This window comes from Inquilinus ginsengisoli, assembly GCF_050434925.1.
Lineage (GTDB): Bacteria > Pseudomonadota > Alphaproteobacteria > DSM-16000 > Inquilinaceae > Inquilinus > Inquilinus ginsengisoli_B.
Genome location: NZ_JBNDJK010000001.1, coordinates 6,642,262 through 6,658,234, shown reverse-complemented (window position 1 = coordinate 6,658,234; position 15,973 = coordinate 6,642,262). Strand labels below are relative to the sequence as shown.

Genomic DNA, 15,973 nt, shown 5'->3' with positions numbered 1-15,973 from the left:
CCAGGGAATGTCGAGGCCGCTCCGGGCGGCCCCTGGATCGCCGGGTCAAGCCCGGCGATGACAATAAGAGAATGGCCGGGCCGCCGCTGTGGTGCTCAGCGGGCCCCGTACTGCGCGTCGGTCACGTGCTCCAGCCAGTCGACGCTCTTGCCGCCGAGTGACTCCGAGACGGCGACATGGGTCATGGCCGTCGTCGCGGTGGCGCCGTGCCAGTGCTTCTCGCCCGGCGGAATCCAGACCACGTCGCCGGGGCGGATCTCCTCGACCGGGCCGCCCTCGCGCTGGATCCAGCCCTGGCCGGCGGTGACGATCAGCGTCTGGCCCAGCGGATGGGTGTGCCAGGCGGTGCGGGCGCCGGCCTCGAAGCTGACGATGGCGCCGCCGACCCGGGCTGGATCGGTGCGCTGGAAGCGCGAGGCGATCCGGACCGTGCCGGTGAAATATTCCGCCGGGCCGGGCTGGGCGGGGGTCGAATCGTGGCGAACGATGTCCAATGTCGTGCTCCCTTGCGTCTCGGAACCGGCGGCCGGCGGCAGGCCGCGCGCCTCGAACACCGATTTGGCGACCGGGACCGCGGACATCGCCTTGGGCCAGCCGGCATAGAAGGCGAGATGGGTGATGACCTCAGACAACTGGGCCGGGGTCAAGCCGTTGTCGATCCCCCGGTTCATGTGAAAGGTCAGCTGCTCGGCCTGGCCGGCCGCGATCAGGGCGGCGATCGTCGCCAGGCTGCGGTCGCGCGGCGTCAGGTCGTCGCGCCGCCACAGGTCTCCGAACAGGACGCCGTTGGTGTAGCCGGCGAGGGCCGGGGCAACGGCGCCGGCCATGGCCTCGACCGCGGCGGCGCGCCGCGCTTCCGCGGCCTCGTCGATCGGCAGCGGCTCGTCCGAAGGCGGTGCCAGCCGGTCGGGCCCGATGCCGCGCTTCTCGAACACCTCCTTGGCAAAGTCGACCGCCGACATGGCATTCGGCCAGCCGGAATAGAACGCCAGATGGGTGATGATCCCGGTGATCTCGCCCGGCGTCACGCCGTTGTCCAGCGCCCGGTTGAAATGGCCCGTCATCTGCCGGGTGTGGCCGCCGGCGACCAGCGCGGCGACGGTGACGAGGCTGCGGTCGCGGGGGGCGAGATCGGGCCGCGCCCAGACATCCGCGAACAGGACTTCATCGGTGTAGCCGGCCAGCGCCGGGGCGACCGCCCGGACATCGGCCGGGGCTACGCGTGGGGCCGGCTTCCGCTGCTCCGCCTCGGCCGATGCGGCCAGGGACAGCATGGCGAGCGTGGTGGCAAACAGCTTCATCGGTCACCCTTTCCGTTCTTCCGGTGGTCCGGAGATGGGCCGGGCGGCCGCGGGCGATTAGACGCCCGATGATGCATGGAGCTATCGATCGGGCTCATGAATTCGGATTCGGGTCTCCGCGGTAGCGACGCCCTGTCCGGCATTGCCGTGCAGGGCGCCCGCTACCCGGAGCACCTGCAGCGGCTGGTGGGGCGCTGACTCGCTGCTACGAACGTGTAGGAATTGTGCTTGCGCCATTTTTTGTTCCCCCTCGCCTTGCGGGGGGACTTACTTTGCAAGCGGGAGACGCAGTCACTTCGCTGGCCTTACCGCATCCCCTGGGCGATGCGGTCGGCGAGCTCGCCCAGCGCTTCGCTCATCGCCCGGACCTCGGCGGCGATGCTGTCGTCGGCCGGGCGGCGGGTGATGCGGGCGGTCTCGGTCTTGGCCCGGCCGCCGGCGTTGCGCCGCACCCGCCACTGCGCCTGCAGCACCACGGTGCCGTCCGAATCCGGGTCGAAGCGGCCGACCGCCAGCTCCACCGTCTGGGCCTCGTCGCCGGACAGCGTCCGGCTGGTGGTGACGACCGAACCGGCCGGCAGGCGCGCCGTCAGGTCGTCGGCCAGCACCCGCTGCACCATGTTGGCCAGCGGCTCGCCCCAGCGCTCGAACTCGTCGACGCCGAGCTGGTTCGCGCCCGAGCGGCGGACGATCTGCGGCCGGTCGAGATATTTCGGGATGTCGACCAGCGCCACCGAGGCCGTGACCGGCCGGCCGCCGACCGCCGTGCCCGGCACCGTCGTCAGGGTGTAGACCTTGGGCGGCGTCGAGGAGCAGGCCGCCGTCCCGGCCAGCAGGATGGTGAGGGCGGCGCGGCGGGACAGCATCATCAGTTGAACCCTTCGGTCTTGCCCCGGATCAGCGCCTCGGGGTGCTGCTCGAGATAGTCGGTCAGGACGCGGACCGAGCGCAGCGTGTCGTCGACCTGGCTCATCAGCCGGGTCAGGTCGCGCTTGAAGGTCGAATCCGCGCCATAGCCCTGGGTGACCGAGCCGAGCGTGCCGCTCAGCCGCCGCACCGCCTGCTGTGCCGCGTCCAGCAGCGGCGGCAGCTTTTGGATCACCGGGCCGAGATCGGTGTTGGCCTGGCTCAACAGCTGCTGGGTCGAGGCCAGGGTGCCGGCGAGCGAGCGCAGCGACTCGGTGATCTCCGGCGCGGCCGCGAGCGTCTCGAAGGATTTCAGCGTGGCGTTGGCCTGCTCGATCAGCTTCTCCAGCGGCAGCGACGAGACCTTGTCGAGGATGCCGTTGATCGAGCGCATGGCGCTGTCCAGCTGCCCCGGCACGCTCGGGATCACCGGATAGCGGTCGCCGGTGCCGAGCTCCGCCGGCGGCAGGGTGGGATCCATCTCGAAGGACACCACCATCGCGCCGGTCAGCAGGTTGCCGGTCTTCAACTGCGCCCGCAGCCCGCGCCGGACCAGCGCTTCCACATTGGCGCCACTGCCGAAGGCCTGGTCGGTGCCGACCAGTTCGATCCGCTGCGGCTCCACCTCGATCGTGACCGGGATCCGGGCCATGCCCGCGACGGCGTCGTATTGCAGCCGGACGTCGGTGACCTGGCCGATCTTGATGCCGTGCCATTCGACCGGGGCGCCCGGCGCCAGGCCGCCGACCGAGCTGTCGAAATAGACCAGGTAGGGCAGGCGGATCGTGTACTCCGATTCCTGCACGCTGGTCTGGTCCTTGTAGAGGGCGAAGCTGGTGCCGGCCTTGGCCGGCTCTCCGGTCCGGGCGGTGCTCGGGGTGTCGAAGGCGATGCCGCCGGCCAGCACTGCCTGCAGCGATTCGATCTGCAGCCGGAAGCCCTGCGGCCCGGTGGTCAGCGAGATGCCGGCGGCGTTCCAGAACCGGGTGCCGGCATAGACCTGCCGGTCATAGGGCGCGCGGACGAAGGTATGGATCTTCACTCCCGCTTCGAGATTGGATGAATCGAAGCCCATCACCTGGCCGACCTGGACGTCGCGGAAATAGATCGGCGAGCCGGCGCCGATCGAGCCGATCCGGTCGGCGGTGAGCAGGAATTCGGTGCCGGGCATGTCTGCCCGCACCACCGGCGGGTCCTCGAGGCCGGTGTAGCTCTGCTCGCTGGCTCCCTGGCCGGGGTCGAGCTCGATATAGGCGCCGGAGACGATGGTGGAGAAGCCGGTCAGCCCGCCGCTGGCGGAGAGGCGCGGCCGCACCACCCAGAACCGGGTGCCTTGGCGCAGATGCGGCGCCGCCTCCTTGGTCATCTCGGCGGTGACCTCGACATGGCTCAGATCCTCGGTCAGGGCCAGGCTCTTGACCGTGCCGAACACCACCTCCTTGTGCTTGATCACGGTCTTGCCGGCTTCCAGCCCGTCCGCGGTCTGGAAGGTGATGGTGATGGTCGGCCCCTTGTCGGACAGGGTGATCCAGGCGAGATAGACGCCGACCAGCGCCGCCACGATCGGCACCAGCCAGATCGGCGACAACCGGCGCTTGCGGTCGATGCGCGGCGCGGCCGGCGCCCCGGGCGCGGGATGATCGATGTCAGTCACGGTTTTCCCCCGCCGCGTCCCAGATCAGGCGCGGATCGAATGTCATGGCCGCGATCATGGTGGTGATCACCACGGCGGCGAAGCACACGGCGCCGACCCCGGGCTCGATCGTCGCCAGCCGGCCGAGCTGGACCAGCGCCACCAGGATCGAGATCATGAAGATGTCGATCATCGACCAACGGCCGACCGCCTCGACGATGCGGTAGATCACGGTGCGGTTGCGCAACTGCCCCGTCTTGCCGCGCTGGGTCGTGACCAGCAGGTAGATCAGCCCGGCCAGCTTCAGCACCGGCACGGTGATCGACGCGAAGAACACCAGCGCCGCCAGCGGCCACATGCCGGCATCGGCCAGCTCGATCACCCCGCTCATGATCGTGTCCGGCGCCCCGCTGCCCAGCGAGACCACGGTCATCACCGGCAGCAGGTTGGCCGGGATGTAGAGGATGATCGCGGTCACCACCAGCGCCCAGGTGCGGGTCAGGCTGTCCGGCCGGCGGCGGTGCAAGGCGGCGCCGCAGCGCGGGCACTCGCCGTGGCCGACGGGCGGCAGGTTGGAAACCAGGCCGCAGCCATGGCACAGGCAGGTCGGCCGGCGCGGATCGGCCGGCGGCGGGGTCGGCACCAGGCCACGGCGCTCGAACTGCCGCCACACCGTCTCGGTGTCCAGGCTGGTGCCGGCGGCGATGATCGCCAGCATCAGCCCGCCGACCGAATAGAGGCCGGGCCCGACCACGATGGTGGCGAGATCGATCAGCTTCACATAGGCGACGAAGACGCCAAGCATGTAGACTTCGATCATCGCCCAGGGGCCCAGCAGGTCGGCCCAGCGGTACAGCCGCGGCAGCCAGCGCGGCGGGCGCCTCAGCCGCAGGCCTCCCAGCACCAGGAACAGCGTGCCCAGCCGCAGGCCGGGGGCGACGAACATGGTCAACGCCACCACCGCCGCCAGCTCCCACAGCCCCTGCTGGTAGAGGGCGTAGACGCCGGTGACCAGGCTGGCGCTCTGCACCCGGCCGGAGATCTCCAGCGACAGGAAGGGCAGGAAGTTCGCCATCAGGAACAGCACCAGCCCGGCGCAGGCATAGGCGAAGGCGTGGTCCAGCGAGCTGGCGCGGAACTTGTGAAGCGTCGCGCCGCAGCGCACGCAGCGGGCGGCGGTGCCGTCCGGCAGCACCGGCACGGCATGGCCCAGGCCGCATTCGTGGCATTCCATCAGGCGCGGCGCGCTCGGATCGTGGGCCGGCCCATATCCCGGCACGGGACCGGATCGGCCTGCGGCGTTCACCTCAGATCCACTCGGCGCCAAGCATCCGCCCCGGAAATATCCCCTGAAGCACCATGCCTGTTCATTCCCTCAATGTCATCAATGCGTTGCCAAGAAACACTGCGACGACGACTGCATTGTATCAAAATGAATTCGATGCCACTCCGGAATAATTCCGGTTCCATAATATTGTATGGTCGGGATGGGGCGCTCGTCGCCTTAAAGTCATTGAACATTTGTATTTTTCTCACCAGAATGGCGGCAGAGCGCAAGCAGTTTTCGGATCGCCAAGCCGTGAGCGGCGCGCCAAGCCGAGAATTCAGAACACGATACAATAAGAGGGGGAGAACATGGCACTCGGTTTCTTCAGGGCGCATCGCGCGCGGATCGTCCTCGCTGCCGCGCTCCTGGCGCTGGGCGCGTGCTCGCAGCAGGGGGGCGGCACCGGCACCACCACCGAAACGGTCAAGAACCAGACCCCGTCCGGCACCGTCGAGATGAGCCAGGTCCAGGCCGCCTTCATCGGCAGCGGCAACACCGGCGACGGCACCCTGCAGTTCCGCGGCAGGACTTATCCGTTCACGGTGTCGGGGCTGGGCATCGGCGGCATCGGCGTGTCGACGCTCGAAGCCACCGGCGAGGTCTATGACCTGGCCAAGGCCGACGATTTCGAGGGCGCCTATGTCCAGGGCCGCTACGGCTTCGCCATCGGCGAGGAGAGCGGCGGCGCCCTGTGGCTGAAGAACGACAGGGGCGTGGTGATGCGCCTCAAGACCAAGCGCACCGGCCTGATGCTCAGCCTCGGCGGCGACGCCGTCGTGATCACCCTGAAGCGGTAGGCCTCCGGCCCGTCTGCCCGATCCCCTTCTTCCTAGTCCCCCCTTCCCTTGCGGGAGGGGGGTAGGGGGAGGGGTCTGCGCGCGTCCGCGCGCGAATGGGGTGGCAGATCCGGCTTGGTTAAAGAGCCTGTTGTTCGCCTGAGGGGCTGGCCGGATCGAGCGGAGAAAACCCCCTCCCCCTAATCCCCTCCCGCAAGGGGAGGGGGGACTCGTTAAGCTTCAACTGAGCTCGCGACGTCGACGAATTTGTCGCCTCGTCGCCTCAAATCTCCTCCGTCTCGGCAATATCCGCCAGACGGTCGCGGTCCTGCAGCACCAGCGCGTTGCCTTCGCGGCCCAGGATGCCTTCGGCGATCCAGCGGCCGATCTGGACATTGACCTTCGACCGGCTGGCCCCGATCAGCAGGCCGAGGTCGCGCTGCGACAGGGTCCGCGGCAGGCGCACCGCTCGCCCCGGCGGCGTGCGCCCGGCCTCGGTCTCGCCCAGGGTCAGCAGCAGCCGGGCCAGCCGCGCCGGCAGGTTCAGCAGGGCCACGCCCTCGAGTTGGTCGCTGGTCCGGCGCAGCCGGGTGGTCAGCAGCTCCATCATCTGCAGGCAGGCTTCGGGCGACTGCTTCAGCATGCGCCGCATGTCGCGCCCGTCGATGATCCGCAGCCGGCATTCGCCCAGCGCCACCGCATCGGCGCTGCGGCCGCGGCCGTCCAGCGCCGAGACCTCGCCGAACATCTCGCCGGCGCCGAGGATGCCGAGCAGGATCTCCCGCCCCTGGCGCGAGATCAGGCGCAGCGCCACGCGGCCGGACAGCACGACCATGATGCTGTCGCCCGGATCGCCGCGCAGGAAGATGGTGTCGCCGTCGTCGTAGCGCCGTTCGGTCAGCCGCATCGGAATGGCATCCAGCGTCGCGGGCCCGCCGCCGGCCGAACGGCGGGGCTCGCCTGCAGGGTGGGCCGAGGCCCAGGTCATCATGTAATTCACGGGTCTTCTCCAGCGATGGCCGGCCGTTGGCGCGGTCCGGGACGCGAGGCCCCGCAAGGCCCGCGTCCCGGCGCTCCCGGCCGGTGATCCATTGGTTCCGCGGCGACGCCGATGCGTCTCCGCCCTTCGTCGGAGGTCTCGGCGGCGGCGGCATTCGCTCCGTCGCCCCGGCGCTCCGTGATGTGAAGATTGTCTGCAAACGGGCCGGTCGGCTCAATACGCTAGAAATGAGGTATCGCCGCCCGCCGGTCGCCCAGCCGGTCAGGGGCCGCCGGCCTCCGCCTTCAGCCAGTCGACGAACTGCCGGATCGGCTGCCAGTCGGCGAGGGTGGGCAGGGTCACGGCATAGTGGTTCCAGTTGGTTGGGATCTCGGCGTCCAGCAGCCGCAGCAGGCGGCCGGTCCGCAGATCCTCCTCGACCAGCGTGCGGCGGGCGATGGCGACGCCCAGCCCGTTCACCGCGGCCTCCAGCGCCAGCAGCGAGCCGGTCAGGTTCATGCCGTCATTGACCGCGTCGAGCGGCAGCCCGTTGGTCTCGAACCAATGCTGCCAATGCGCGCCGCTCTGGTCGTCCCGGGCGGTGGTGTCGATCAGCCGGTCGAGGCGCAGGATATCGGCCGGCCCGGTCACCGGCCCACGCCGCGCGACATAGTCCGGGCTGGCGACCGGGAAGATCGCATCGGTCATCAGCCGCTCGACGCGCAGGTTCGGATAGGCGCCGCCGCCGAAGCGCAGGGCGATGTCGACCGCGCGCTGCGGCAGGTCGGCCAAAGCCAGGTCGGCGATGATGTCGATGTCGACCTCCGGGTGCAGCGCGCGGAACCGCTGCAGCCGCGGCGCCAGCCAGCGCACGGCGTGCGACGGGATCGCGCTGACCCGCAGGCGGGGCCGGCCCCGCCGGTCGACGCTGGCCACGGTGCGGCGGATCTCGTGCAGCGCCCGGCCCATCCCGGCGGCCAGGCCTTCGCCCTCGGAGGTCAGCTCGACGCGCCGGACATGCCGCACCAGCAGGGCGACGCCGAGATCCGCCTCGAGATCGGCGACCCGGTGGCTGACGGCGCTGGCGGTGACCGCCAACTCCTCGGCGGCGCGCTTGAAGCTGCCGAGCCGGGCCACCGCCTCGAAGGCGCGCAGGGAGTCGAGCGGCGGCAGCCGCCTCATCGCCGGCCTCCGGAAAGCGTGATCGGCCCCATGGATGAGCCCGCCTCAGTCATTGACGCAGAAATGATCGCTTGTCCGGCAATTCGTGCCAAGTCATAGCAATGTACGAGCGACCCGGTCTGCGCGGAGGCTTCCGCGGGCCGGGTCGGACCTCTGCCGGGCTTCGGCATGTCTCGGCTGTGACCGGCGTAACGTTGAGACCGCGTCTCACACGCAATGATTGTCGTAGCGGGGAGGCCGATCCCCAACCCAGGCGCAGGCGGACAGCGCCGCATCCCGACGGGGCCGATGCTCGATCGTCCTGACTCATCCACCAGCGCCGCCCGGGCGCCTGCCGTGCCGGCGCCGCGGCGCCGCCGGATCGATGCACGCGGTCCGGCCGCGTCCCCGCCCGGCGAGGACGACATCCTCAGGCTGGTCGGCCAGGTCTATGACGCCAGCCTCGATGGCGAGGCGTGGGAGGCGGTGCTGATCCGCCTGCTGGACCTGCTGGGCGGCGAGTCCGGGGCGCTGTTCCCGGCCGGCTACGCGGCGCCGGCGGACGGCGCCATCCATGTGCGCTGCGACCCGGCCTTCATCCCGCCCTACAACGACCATTACCACCGGATGTCGCCGGCCGTGCCGGCCATGGCCCGGCTGCCGGCCGGATCGGTCGTCACCAACCACATGCTGGTGCCGGAGGCGGCCTACACCCGGACGGAGTTCTACAACGACCACATCCGGCCGCAGGGCAAGTACAGCAACATTTCCTGGTTCGGGACCGGCGACGGCGCCGACCGGAGGATGCTGTGCCTGTGGCGGCAGCGCTGGCAGCCGGCATGGGAGCCGGCCGCGCTCCGCGTGCTCGGCGCGGTCGGGCTGCATCTCGGCCGGGCGCTGGAGATCCAGCGCCGCCTCGCCGCCACGCGCGCCCGGCCCACGGCGGCCGGCCCGGCCGACCTCCTGGCGCCGCAGGAGCGCGCCTGCCTGGCCGGCGTCGCCCGCGGCGCCTCCAGCAAGCTGATCGCCCGCCGGCTCGGCCTGTCGATGCACACGGTCAACGCCTATCTGGCCTCGGCCAAGCGCAAGCTGAAGGCCGGCAGCCGCAGCGAGGCCGTGGCCATGGCGCTGGCCGCCGGGGTGCTCGATGGCTGACCGGGTGTCGGGCGAGGACGGGGTCTCGGCCCTGATCGCGCAGGCCTATGACGCCGCCCTCGGCCGCGAGAGCTGGCCGGCGCTGCTGACCCGCCTGGCGGATCTGCTCGGCGGCGATGCTGCCGCGACGCTGCATCCGACCGGCACGCCGCTGCCGCGGGACGGGGCGGTCCGCATCCGTGTCGATCCCGGCTATGTGCCGCTCTACAACACCCATTATCACGCCACCTGGCCGGTGCTGCCGGCCCTGCCGCGGCTGCCGGCGGTCTTCGTCGATCGCGCGGCGGTGCCGGAGGCCGCCTTCCTGCAGACCGAGTTCTACAACGACTATGCACGGCCGCAGGGCCGGCACAGCGGCCTGTACTGGATCGATGTCGACCGCCGAGGCCTGGCCGCCCATCTCTCGGTCTGGCGGACGCGGCGCCGGCCGGATTGGAGCGAGGCGGAGGTCCGGCTGCTGCGCCAGGTCGGCCCGCATCTCGGCCGCGCGCTGAAGATCGCGGACCGGCTCGCCGCCGCGATGCAGCCCCGGCCGCCATCCGCCGTCGATCCCGACATCGTCGCGCCGCAGGAGCGCGCCTGCCTGGCCGGCGTCGCCCGCGGCGGCTCCAGCAAGCAGATCGCCCGCCAGCTCGGCCTGTCGATGCACACGGTCAACGCCTATCTCGCCTCGGCCCGGCGCAAGCTCAAGGCCGGCAGCCGCAGCGAGGCCGTCGCCACGGCGCTGCAACTCGGCCTGATCGAGGCCTGACCACCTGTTCCCCCGGTGACACATCCGGCCCGGACCTCCCGCTAAAGATCATCCGAACCATCGGCTGATGTGGAGGACGCCTGTGAACTGGATCGAGGCCTTCGGCTATGCCGGGACCGGCTTCACCATCCTGGCCTATTCGATGCGGCGGCTGCTGCCCCTGCGCATCGTCGCCATCCTCAGCAGCGCCAGCTTCCTGGTCTATGCCGGCCTGATCGGCAGCGCCCCCTTGATGCTGATGGAGGCGGCCCTGCTGCCGATCAACGCCTGGCGCCTGGTCGAGCTGCTTCGCCCGGCATCTGGCGGGCGGCTCTTCCCGCAACGACCTGTTCCCGCGGGGACATCGGACCGGCGGGGAAGCTGATAGGACATCCTCGCCACCCGATCTGATCTACAGAGAGATGAATCATGGCCACCGTGAACGGAACCGCAGACAACGACGTCATCCATGTCGCCGGCGACGGCACGCTGGTGCCGGTCGGCTTCACCGACATCGCGCTGGCGACCAGCAATGCCGACCAGATCCTCGCCGCTGACGGCGATGACCTGGTCGCCGGCGGCGGCGGCGACGACACCATCGACGGCGGGCTCGGCAGCGACGCGCTGTCGGGCGGGGCCGGCAACGACGTGCTGAGGCCGGGCGACAAGGATGTGGACGAGCCGGATACGATCAGCGGCGGTGCCGGCGTCGACACGGTCGACTACAGCGCGGCCAACCGGATCGTGTTGGCGGAGATCGGCGACTCCAACAATCAAGATCAGATTGCATCCGACGTGGAGAACATCACCGGGGCGAATTTCAACGACTCTCTGACCGGGTCGGCCGGAATCAATCGCCTGGTCGGCCTCGCGGGCAATGATTTCATCCACGGGCTCGGCGGCAACGATCAACTGATCTCTGGCGAGGGCAACGACTCGCTGGAGGGAGGAACCGGGGCAGACCTCCTCGACGGTGGTGCCGGCATCGATCAGGCCTTCTACAGCGACGGCATCGCCGGGGTCGTCGTGAACCTGACGACCGGGACCGGTTCGGGCGGCGAGGCCGATGGCGACACGCTGGTGTCGATCGAAAGCGTCATCGGTTCGGACGCCAACGACACGCTGATCGGGTCGGCCGAGGCGAACTTTCTGGACGGCCGTGACGGCAACGACATTCTCAACGGCATGGCCGGCGCCGACGTGTTGGGCGGGCTCGACGGCAACGACGTGCTGCGCGGAGGGGCCGGAGCGGATCTGCTGGCGGGCGGCGATCTTCAGACGGATACCGGCATCGACACCGCCACCTACAGCGACAGCGCGGCGGCGGTTGCGGTCAGCCTCGCCGCCGGCGCCGGCACCGGCGGCGACGCCCAGGGCGATACGCTGTCCGGCATCGAGAACCTGGTCGGCAGCGCCTTCGGCGACCATCTGACCGGCAATGCGGCCGACAACGTCCTGACCGGCGGGGCAGGGGGCGACCTGCTCGAAGGCGGCGGCGGCATCGACACGATCTCCTATGCCGACAGCACGGCCGGAATCGTGGTCAGCCTCGCCACCGGCCAGGGCGCGGGCGGCACCGCCCAGGGCGACCGCTTTTCCCTGATCGAGAACATCGTCGGCGGTCAGGGCACCGACCGGCTGACCGGCGTCTCCGGCGCCAACCGGCTGCAGGGATCCGGCGGCAACGACATTCTTGCCGGCGGCTCCGGGGCCGACACTCTGGACGGCGGCACCGGCATCGACCTTGCCAGCTATTTCGGCGCCGCGGCCGCGGTGACGGTCGACCTGGCGTCGGGGATCGGCAGCGGCGGGGACGCCGCGGGCGACCGCTATCTCTCGATCGAGAACGTCAATGGCGGCAAGGCCGGCGACCGCATCACCGGCACTGCCTCCGGCAATGTGCTGAACGGCTTCGAGGGCAACGACGTGATCCTGGGCGGCGCCGGAAAGGACGCGCTGGGCGGCGGCCTCGGCGCGGACATCTTCGCCTTCACCGCGATCGGCGACAGCGTGGTCGGTGCCAATGCCGACCGGATCACCGATTTCAGCCGGGCCCAGGCCGACCGCATCGACCTGTCGGCGATCGACGCCAGCACCGCCGCCGCCGGCAACCAGGCCTTCAGCTTCATCGGCGACGGCCTTTACACCGGCGTTGCCGGGCAGCTCCGCGCCGCCGTCACCAGCCCCGGCGTCACCACCATCGCCGGCGACCTCAACGGCGACAAGGTCTCGGATTTCCACATCACCCTGACGGGCGGCATCACGCTCACCGCCGGCGACTTCGTGCTGTAGCCGCCATGATTGCGATGACAGCCGAGGCGACGCCACGCGGGCTGCGCCTGGCCCGGCCCCACGGCGCGGCTGCGGCGCTGGGCCTCGCCGTCAGCCATCTGATGACGAAGCCCGCCTTCGCCGCGCTGCCCTTCGGCACCTGGTCGCGGGTGCTGGTCGGGCAGATCAACCGCGGGCACTACCAGCTCGTGGTCGACGACACCGGCCGGGTGGTCGGCTTCCTCGGCTGGGCCGCGACCAGCGAAGCGAATGCCGAGGCCTGGATGCGAGGCCATGGCGACGTGCCCGAGCTTCGCGACGGCGACTGCATCGTCATCAATGCCTGGTCGGCGGATGACCCCGCAGCCAACCGCCTGGTGCTGGCGGCGGCGCGCCAGGCCATCCAGGACAAGCGGCTGGTCTATTTCAAGCGCCACTACAAGGACGGCCGGACCCGGCCGATGCGGCTGGCCGTCAACGACTTCGTCGCCGGCCATCTCGGCCGCGGCGCGGGCTGAGGCCGGTCTCGTCATCCATCACTCGAACCAGGGACAACCAACATGGCTCTCGTTATCGGCACGGCTGCAGACGACATCATCCACGTTCCGTCGGACGGCCAGTTCATTCCGGTCACCTTCCATGAGATTGCGGAGGCCACGAACGACGCTGACATCCTCGATGGCGGCCTCGGCAACGATCGGCTGTTCGGTGGTGGCGGCGATGACTTTCTGATCGGCGGGATCGGCGCGGACATCGTGATCGGTGGAGACGGTGTCGATACGGCGTCCTATTCCGGCAGCACGGCCCAGGTGATCGTCGATCTGAGCACGGGCACCGCATCCTCCGGTGAGGCCCAGGGCGACACGCTGGCCCTTGTCGAGAACGTCGACGGATCCGCGTTCGACGACACCCTCGTCGGGGCGGCGGGCGCCAATGTGCTCGAAGGCTTCGGCGGCAACGACACGCTCAAGGGCCTGGGCGGCGACGACATCCTGGCCGGTGGCCGCGGCGACGACGATCTCCGGGGCGGCGCCGGTGCCGACCGCTTCATCGGCGGCGCCGATATCGACACGATCACTTACTTCGCCGCGGATGTCGACGGCGACGGCGACCTCGAGGGCGTGCGGATGACCATCGGCGGCACCGGCACCTTCGGCGAAGCCCTGGGCGATATCATCGACAGCGACGTCGAGAACGTCATCGGCACGACGGAAGGCGACGATCTGGTCGGATCGGCCTTGGACAACATGCTCGACGGCGGCGCCGGCGACGACGATCTCAGGGGCGAAGCCGGCAACGACACGCTGGTCGGAGGGGACGGCATCGACGACCTGGTCGGCGGGGTCGGGGCGGATCATCTCCAGGGCGGCGCCGGCATCGACACGATCCGGTACTTCGGCGACGTCGGGGTTCGCGTCGACCTGGCGGCGCTGACCGCCTCGAACGGCGAGGCCGAGGGCGACGTGCTCTCCGGCGACATCGAAAACATCAACGGGACGATCGCGGGCGACGACCTGGTCGGGTCGGCCGTGGACAACGTGCTCGACGGCGGCTCCGGCAACGACGACCTCACCGGCGGCACCGGCAATGATACACTGTTCGGTCGTGCCGGCGACGACGATCTCATCGGCGGGGCCGGGGCGGACCATCTCAGCGGCGGCAGCGGTGTCGACGAAGTTTCCTACAGCGGCGACACGAATGGGGTGACCGTCAATCTGACGACCGGGACCGCCGATTTCGGCGACGCCGCGGGCGATGTCATCACCGACATCGAGAATATCACCGGCGGCAATGGCCGGGACTTCCTGGACGGCTCTGCTGTCGACAACACCCTCTCCGGCAGCGGCGGCAATGACCGTCTCCACGGCCTGGCCGGCAACGACTTCCTGGTTGGTGGGTCCGGTGACGATGTTCTGGCCGGCGGGGCAGGGGCCGACAGGCTCAGCGGCGGTTCCGGCATCGACGCCATCATCTTCAGCGGCCTCGCCGGCGTCACCGTCGACCTGACGGCGCGGATTGCCCAGGGCGGCGAAGCGCAGGGCGACGTGCTCAGCGCCGGCCACGGCATCGAGGACATCTCCGGCGGCGATGGCGGCGACACCCTGACCGGATCGGGCGTGGCGAACGCATTCTCCGGCGGCAACGGCAACGACATCCTCAGCGGCCTCGACCGCGACGACATCCTGAACGGAGGCGCCGGCAGCGACGTGCTTCGCGGCGGCGCGGGGGCGGACAAGATGGATGGCGGCCAGGACAACGACGCCGACCTCGTCACCTATTTCGGCGCCGCGGCGGCGGTGACCGTCAACCTGCAGACCGGGACCGGCAGCCGCGGCGACGCCCAGGGCGACATCTATTCCGCCATCGGGAACGTCAATGGCGGCAAGGGCGGCGACGACATCACCGGCAACGGAGGCGCCAATGTCCTGCGCGGCTTCGAGGGCGATGACGTGCTCCGCGGCGGCATCGGGCCCGACACCCTCGACGGCGGCACCGGCATCGACACCGCCAGCTATTTCACCGGTTCGGTCGGGGTCGCGGTCAGCTTGGTCACCGGCAAGGGCGCCGGCGGCGAGGCTCAGGGCGACACCCTGATCGGCATCGAGAATCTCTCCGGCAGCCAAGCCAATGACGGCTTGGCCGGGAACGCCGGCGCCAACACGCTGCAGGGCTGGAACGGCAACGACGCCCTCGTCGGCGGGGCCGGCAAGGATGTGCTGACCGGCGGCCTCGGGGCCGACCGCTATCACTTCACCGCCCTCGGCGACAGCGTGGTTGGTGCCAATGCCGACCGGATCACCGATTTCAGCCGGGCCCAGGCCGACCGTATCGACCTGACCGCGATCGATGCCAGCACCATCGCGGCCGGCAACCAGGCCTTCAGCTTCATCGGCGCCGGCCTCTACACCGGTGTCGCCGGGCAACTGCGCTTCGGCGTCACCGCACCCGGCGTCACCACCATCGCCGGCGACGTCAACGGCGACAAGGTGTCGGACTTCCACATCACCCTGGCCGGCAGCATCACGCTCGCCGCCGGCGACTTCGTGCTGTGACATGACCGACATGGATTGGCGCAGGGTCCATCACTTCTGGTTCCCGGACGGCCTCGACACAGCCGATCTGGAGACGCATATGCGGCTGCATGGCTGGTGGTTCGGCGGCGGCGCCAATGCGGCCTTGATGCCGCTGGCCCCGGTGCTGGCCGCCGCCCGCGCCGGCGGCCTCGGGTCCTGGCTCGAAACGCCGCTCGGGCGGTTGTCGCTGATCCTGGTGCTGGACCAGTTCCCGCGCGGCCTGTTCGCCGGCCGCCCGGAGGCCTATGCCGGCGATGCCGAGGCCTTGCGGATCGCCCGGGACGGGCTGGCGAACGGCCATTACGATGCGCTGACCCGGCCGTGGGAGCAGATCTTCTTCCTGATGCCGCTGGCCCATGCCGAGGGGCCGGACCACCAGGCCCGGCTGAAGCAGGTGGTGGCGATGGCCGAACTGGTGGCGGCCGAGGCGCCGGAACGGCTGCGGCCGCTGTACCGGTTCCATGTCAGCCAGGCGCGGTCCCATCTCGATGTGATCGCCCGGTTCGGCCGCTTTCCCCATCGCAACCCGATCCTCGGCCGCGCCTCGACCGCGGCGGAGGCGGCCTGGCTGGCCCAGGGCGACCTCGTCCATCTGCGCCGCCCGCCCGGTCTCAAGCCGTCCTGAACCGCGCTGTTCCCCAGGTGACAGACGCTCCGGGG

General features: G+C 70.1%; 14 protein-coding genes. 8 read left to right on the top strand and 6 right to left on the bottom strand.

The window, feature by feature from the left end; all coding sequences use genetic code 11:
• Positions 1–95: 95 nt before the first annotated feature.
• From QFZ27_RS31525 to QFZ27_RS31510, 4 genes are all read right to left on the bottom strand, one after another.
• Positions 96–1,301, bottom strand: a complete 1,206-nt coding sequence (locus QFZ27_RS31525) for a (R)-mandelonitrile lyase (RefSeq protein ID WP_429230414.1) — start codon at positions 1,299–1,301, stop codon at positions 96–98.
• 305 nt (positions 1,302–1,606) lie between these two features.
• A complete protein-coding gene (locus QFZ27_RS31520; RefSeq protein WP_429230413.1) occupies positions 1,607–2,170 on the bottom strand; it encodes a PqiC family protein in 564 nt (187 codons plus the stop codon).
• Positions 2,170–3,861 (bottom strand): PqiB family protein, encoded by a 1,692-nt coding sequence (locus QFZ27_RS31515; RefSeq protein ID WP_429230412.1) that lies wholly within the window; start codon positions 3,859–3,861, stop codon positions 2,170–2,172. The genes QFZ27_RS31520 and QFZ27_RS31515 overlap by 1 nt, the downstream gene beginning before the upstream one ends.
• Positions 3,854–5,119, bottom strand: a complete 1,266-nt coding sequence (locus tag QFZ27_RS31510; protein ID WP_429230411.1) for a paraquat-inducible protein A — start codon at positions 5,117–5,119, stop codon at positions 3,854–3,856. The genes QFZ27_RS31515 and QFZ27_RS31510 overlap by 8 nt, the downstream gene beginning before the upstream one ends.
• A 356-nt stretch (positions 5,120–5,475) precedes the next feature.
• Between QFZ27_RS31510 and QFZ27_RS31505 the strand changes: the two genes are divergently transcribed.
• Positions 5,476–5,964 carry a hypothetical protein gene (locus QFZ27_RS31505; protein ID WP_429230410.1) on the top strand — a complete coding sequence of 163 codons (489 nt, stop codon included), beginning with the start codon at positions 5,476–5,478 and terminating at the stop codon, positions 5,962–5,964.
• A gap of 262 nt (positions 5,965–6,226) precedes the next feature.
• Here QFZ27_RS31505 and QFZ27_RS31500 read toward each other — a convergent pair whose 3' ends face one another.
• On the bottom strand, positions 6,227–6,934 hold the full coding sequence (locus QFZ27_RS31500; RefSeq protein ID WP_429232514.1) for a Crp/Fnr family transcriptional regulator: 708 nt from the start codon (positions 6,932–6,934) through the stop codon (positions 6,227–6,229).
• 270 nt (positions 6,935–7,204) lie between these two features.
• Entirely contained in the window at positions 7,205–8,104 is a 900-nt protein-coding gene (locus QFZ27_RS31495; RefSeq protein WP_429230409.1) for a LysR substrate-binding domain-containing protein, read from the bottom strand.
• 288 nt (positions 8,105–8,392) lie between these two features.
• Here QFZ27_RS31495 and QFZ27_RS31490 point away from each other — a divergent pair, with 288 nt between their 5' ends.
• The 7 genes from QFZ27_RS31490 (at position 8,393) to QFZ27_RS31460 (ending at position 15,938) form a co-directional block, all read left to right on the top strand.
• Positions 8,393–9,238, top strand: a complete 846-nt coding sequence (locus tag QFZ27_RS31490; RefSeq protein WP_429230408.1) for a helix-turn-helix domain-containing protein — start codon at positions 8,393–8,395, stop codon at positions 9,236–9,238.
• On the top strand, positions 9,231–9,989 hold the full coding sequence (locus tag QFZ27_RS31485; RefSeq protein ID WP_429230407.1) for a helix-turn-helix transcriptional regulator: 759 nt from the start codon (positions 9,231–9,233) through the stop codon (positions 9,987–9,989). The genes QFZ27_RS31490 and QFZ27_RS31485 overlap by 8 nt, the downstream gene beginning before the upstream one ends.
• A gap of 82 nt (positions 9,990–10,071) precedes the next feature.
• Positions 10,072–10,353, top strand: coding sequence for a YgjV family protein (locus QFZ27_RS31480; RefSeq protein WP_429230406.1), 282 nt, complete (start codon positions 10,072–10,074; stop codon positions 10,351–10,353).
• 44 nt (positions 10,354–10,397) lie between these two features.
• Entirely contained in the window at positions 10,398–12,260 is a 1,863-nt protein-coding gene (locus tag QFZ27_RS31475; protein WP_429230405.1) for a calcium-binding protein, read from the top strand.
• A 5-nt stretch (positions 12,261–12,265) separates the two neighbouring features.
• Complete coding sequence (locus tag QFZ27_RS31470) at positions 12,266–12,757, top strand: hypothetical protein (RefSeq protein ID WP_429230404.1); 492 nt, start codon at positions 12,266–12,268, stop codon at positions 12,755–12,757.
• A 42-nt stretch (positions 12,758–12,799) separates the two neighbouring features.
• On the top strand, positions 12,800–15,292 hold the full coding sequence (locus tag QFZ27_RS31465) for a hypothetical protein (RefSeq protein WP_429230403.1): 2,493 nt from the start codon (positions 12,800–12,802) through the stop codon (positions 15,290–15,292).
• A gap of 1 nt (position 15,293) precedes the next feature.
• Positions 15,294–15,938 carry a DUF924 family protein gene (locus QFZ27_RS31460; RefSeq protein ID WP_429230402.1) on the top strand — a complete coding sequence of 215 codons (645 nt, stop codon included), beginning with the start codon at positions 15,294–15,296 and terminating at the stop codon, positions 15,936–15,938.
• The last annotated feature ends 35 nt before the right edge of the window (positions 15,939–15,973 follow it).

Coding starts and splice junctions, on each gene's coding strand:
- QFZ27_RS31525 (WP_429230414.1), bottom strand. CDS start 1,301: ATGAAGCTGTTTGCCACCACGCTCGCCATGCTGTCCCTGGCCGCATCG.
- QFZ27_RS31520 (WP_429230413.1), bottom strand. CDS start 2,170: ATGATGCTGTCCCGCCGCGCCGCCCTCACCATCCTGCTGGCCGGGACG.
- QFZ27_RS31505 (WP_429230410.1), top strand. CDS start 5,476: ATGGCACTCGGTTTCTTCAGGGCGCATCGCGCGCGGATCGTCCTCGCT.
- QFZ27_RS31500 (WP_429232514.1), bottom strand. CDS start 6,934: ATGATGACCTGGGCCTCGGCCCACCCTGCAGGCGAGCCCCGCCGTTCG.
- QFZ27_RS31495 (WP_429230409.1), bottom strand. CDS start 8,104: ATGAGGCGGCTGCCGCCGCTCGACTCCCTGCGCGCCTTCGAGGCGGTG.
- QFZ27_RS31490 (WP_429230408.1), top strand. CDS start 8,393: ATGCTCGATCGTCCTGACTCATCCACCAGCGCCGCCCGGGCGCCTGCC.
- QFZ27_RS31485 (WP_429230407.1), top strand. CDS start 9,231: ATGGCTGACCGGGTGTCGGGCGAGGACGGGGTCTCGGCCCTGATCGCG.
- QFZ27_RS31475 (WP_429230405.1), top strand. CDS start 10,398: ATGGCCACCGTGAACGGAACCGCAGACAACGACGTCATCCATGTCGCC.
- QFZ27_RS31470 (WP_429230404.1), top strand. CDS start 12,266: ATGATTGCGATGACAGCCGAGGCGACGCCACGCGGGCTGCGCCTGGCC.
- QFZ27_RS31465 (WP_429230403.1), top strand. CDS start 12,800: ATGGCTCTCGTTATCGGCACGGCTGCAGACGACATCATCCACGTTCCG.
- QFZ27_RS31460 (WP_429230402.1), top strand. CDS start 15,294: ATGACCGACATGGATTGGCGCAGGGTCCATCACTTCTGGTTCCCGGAC.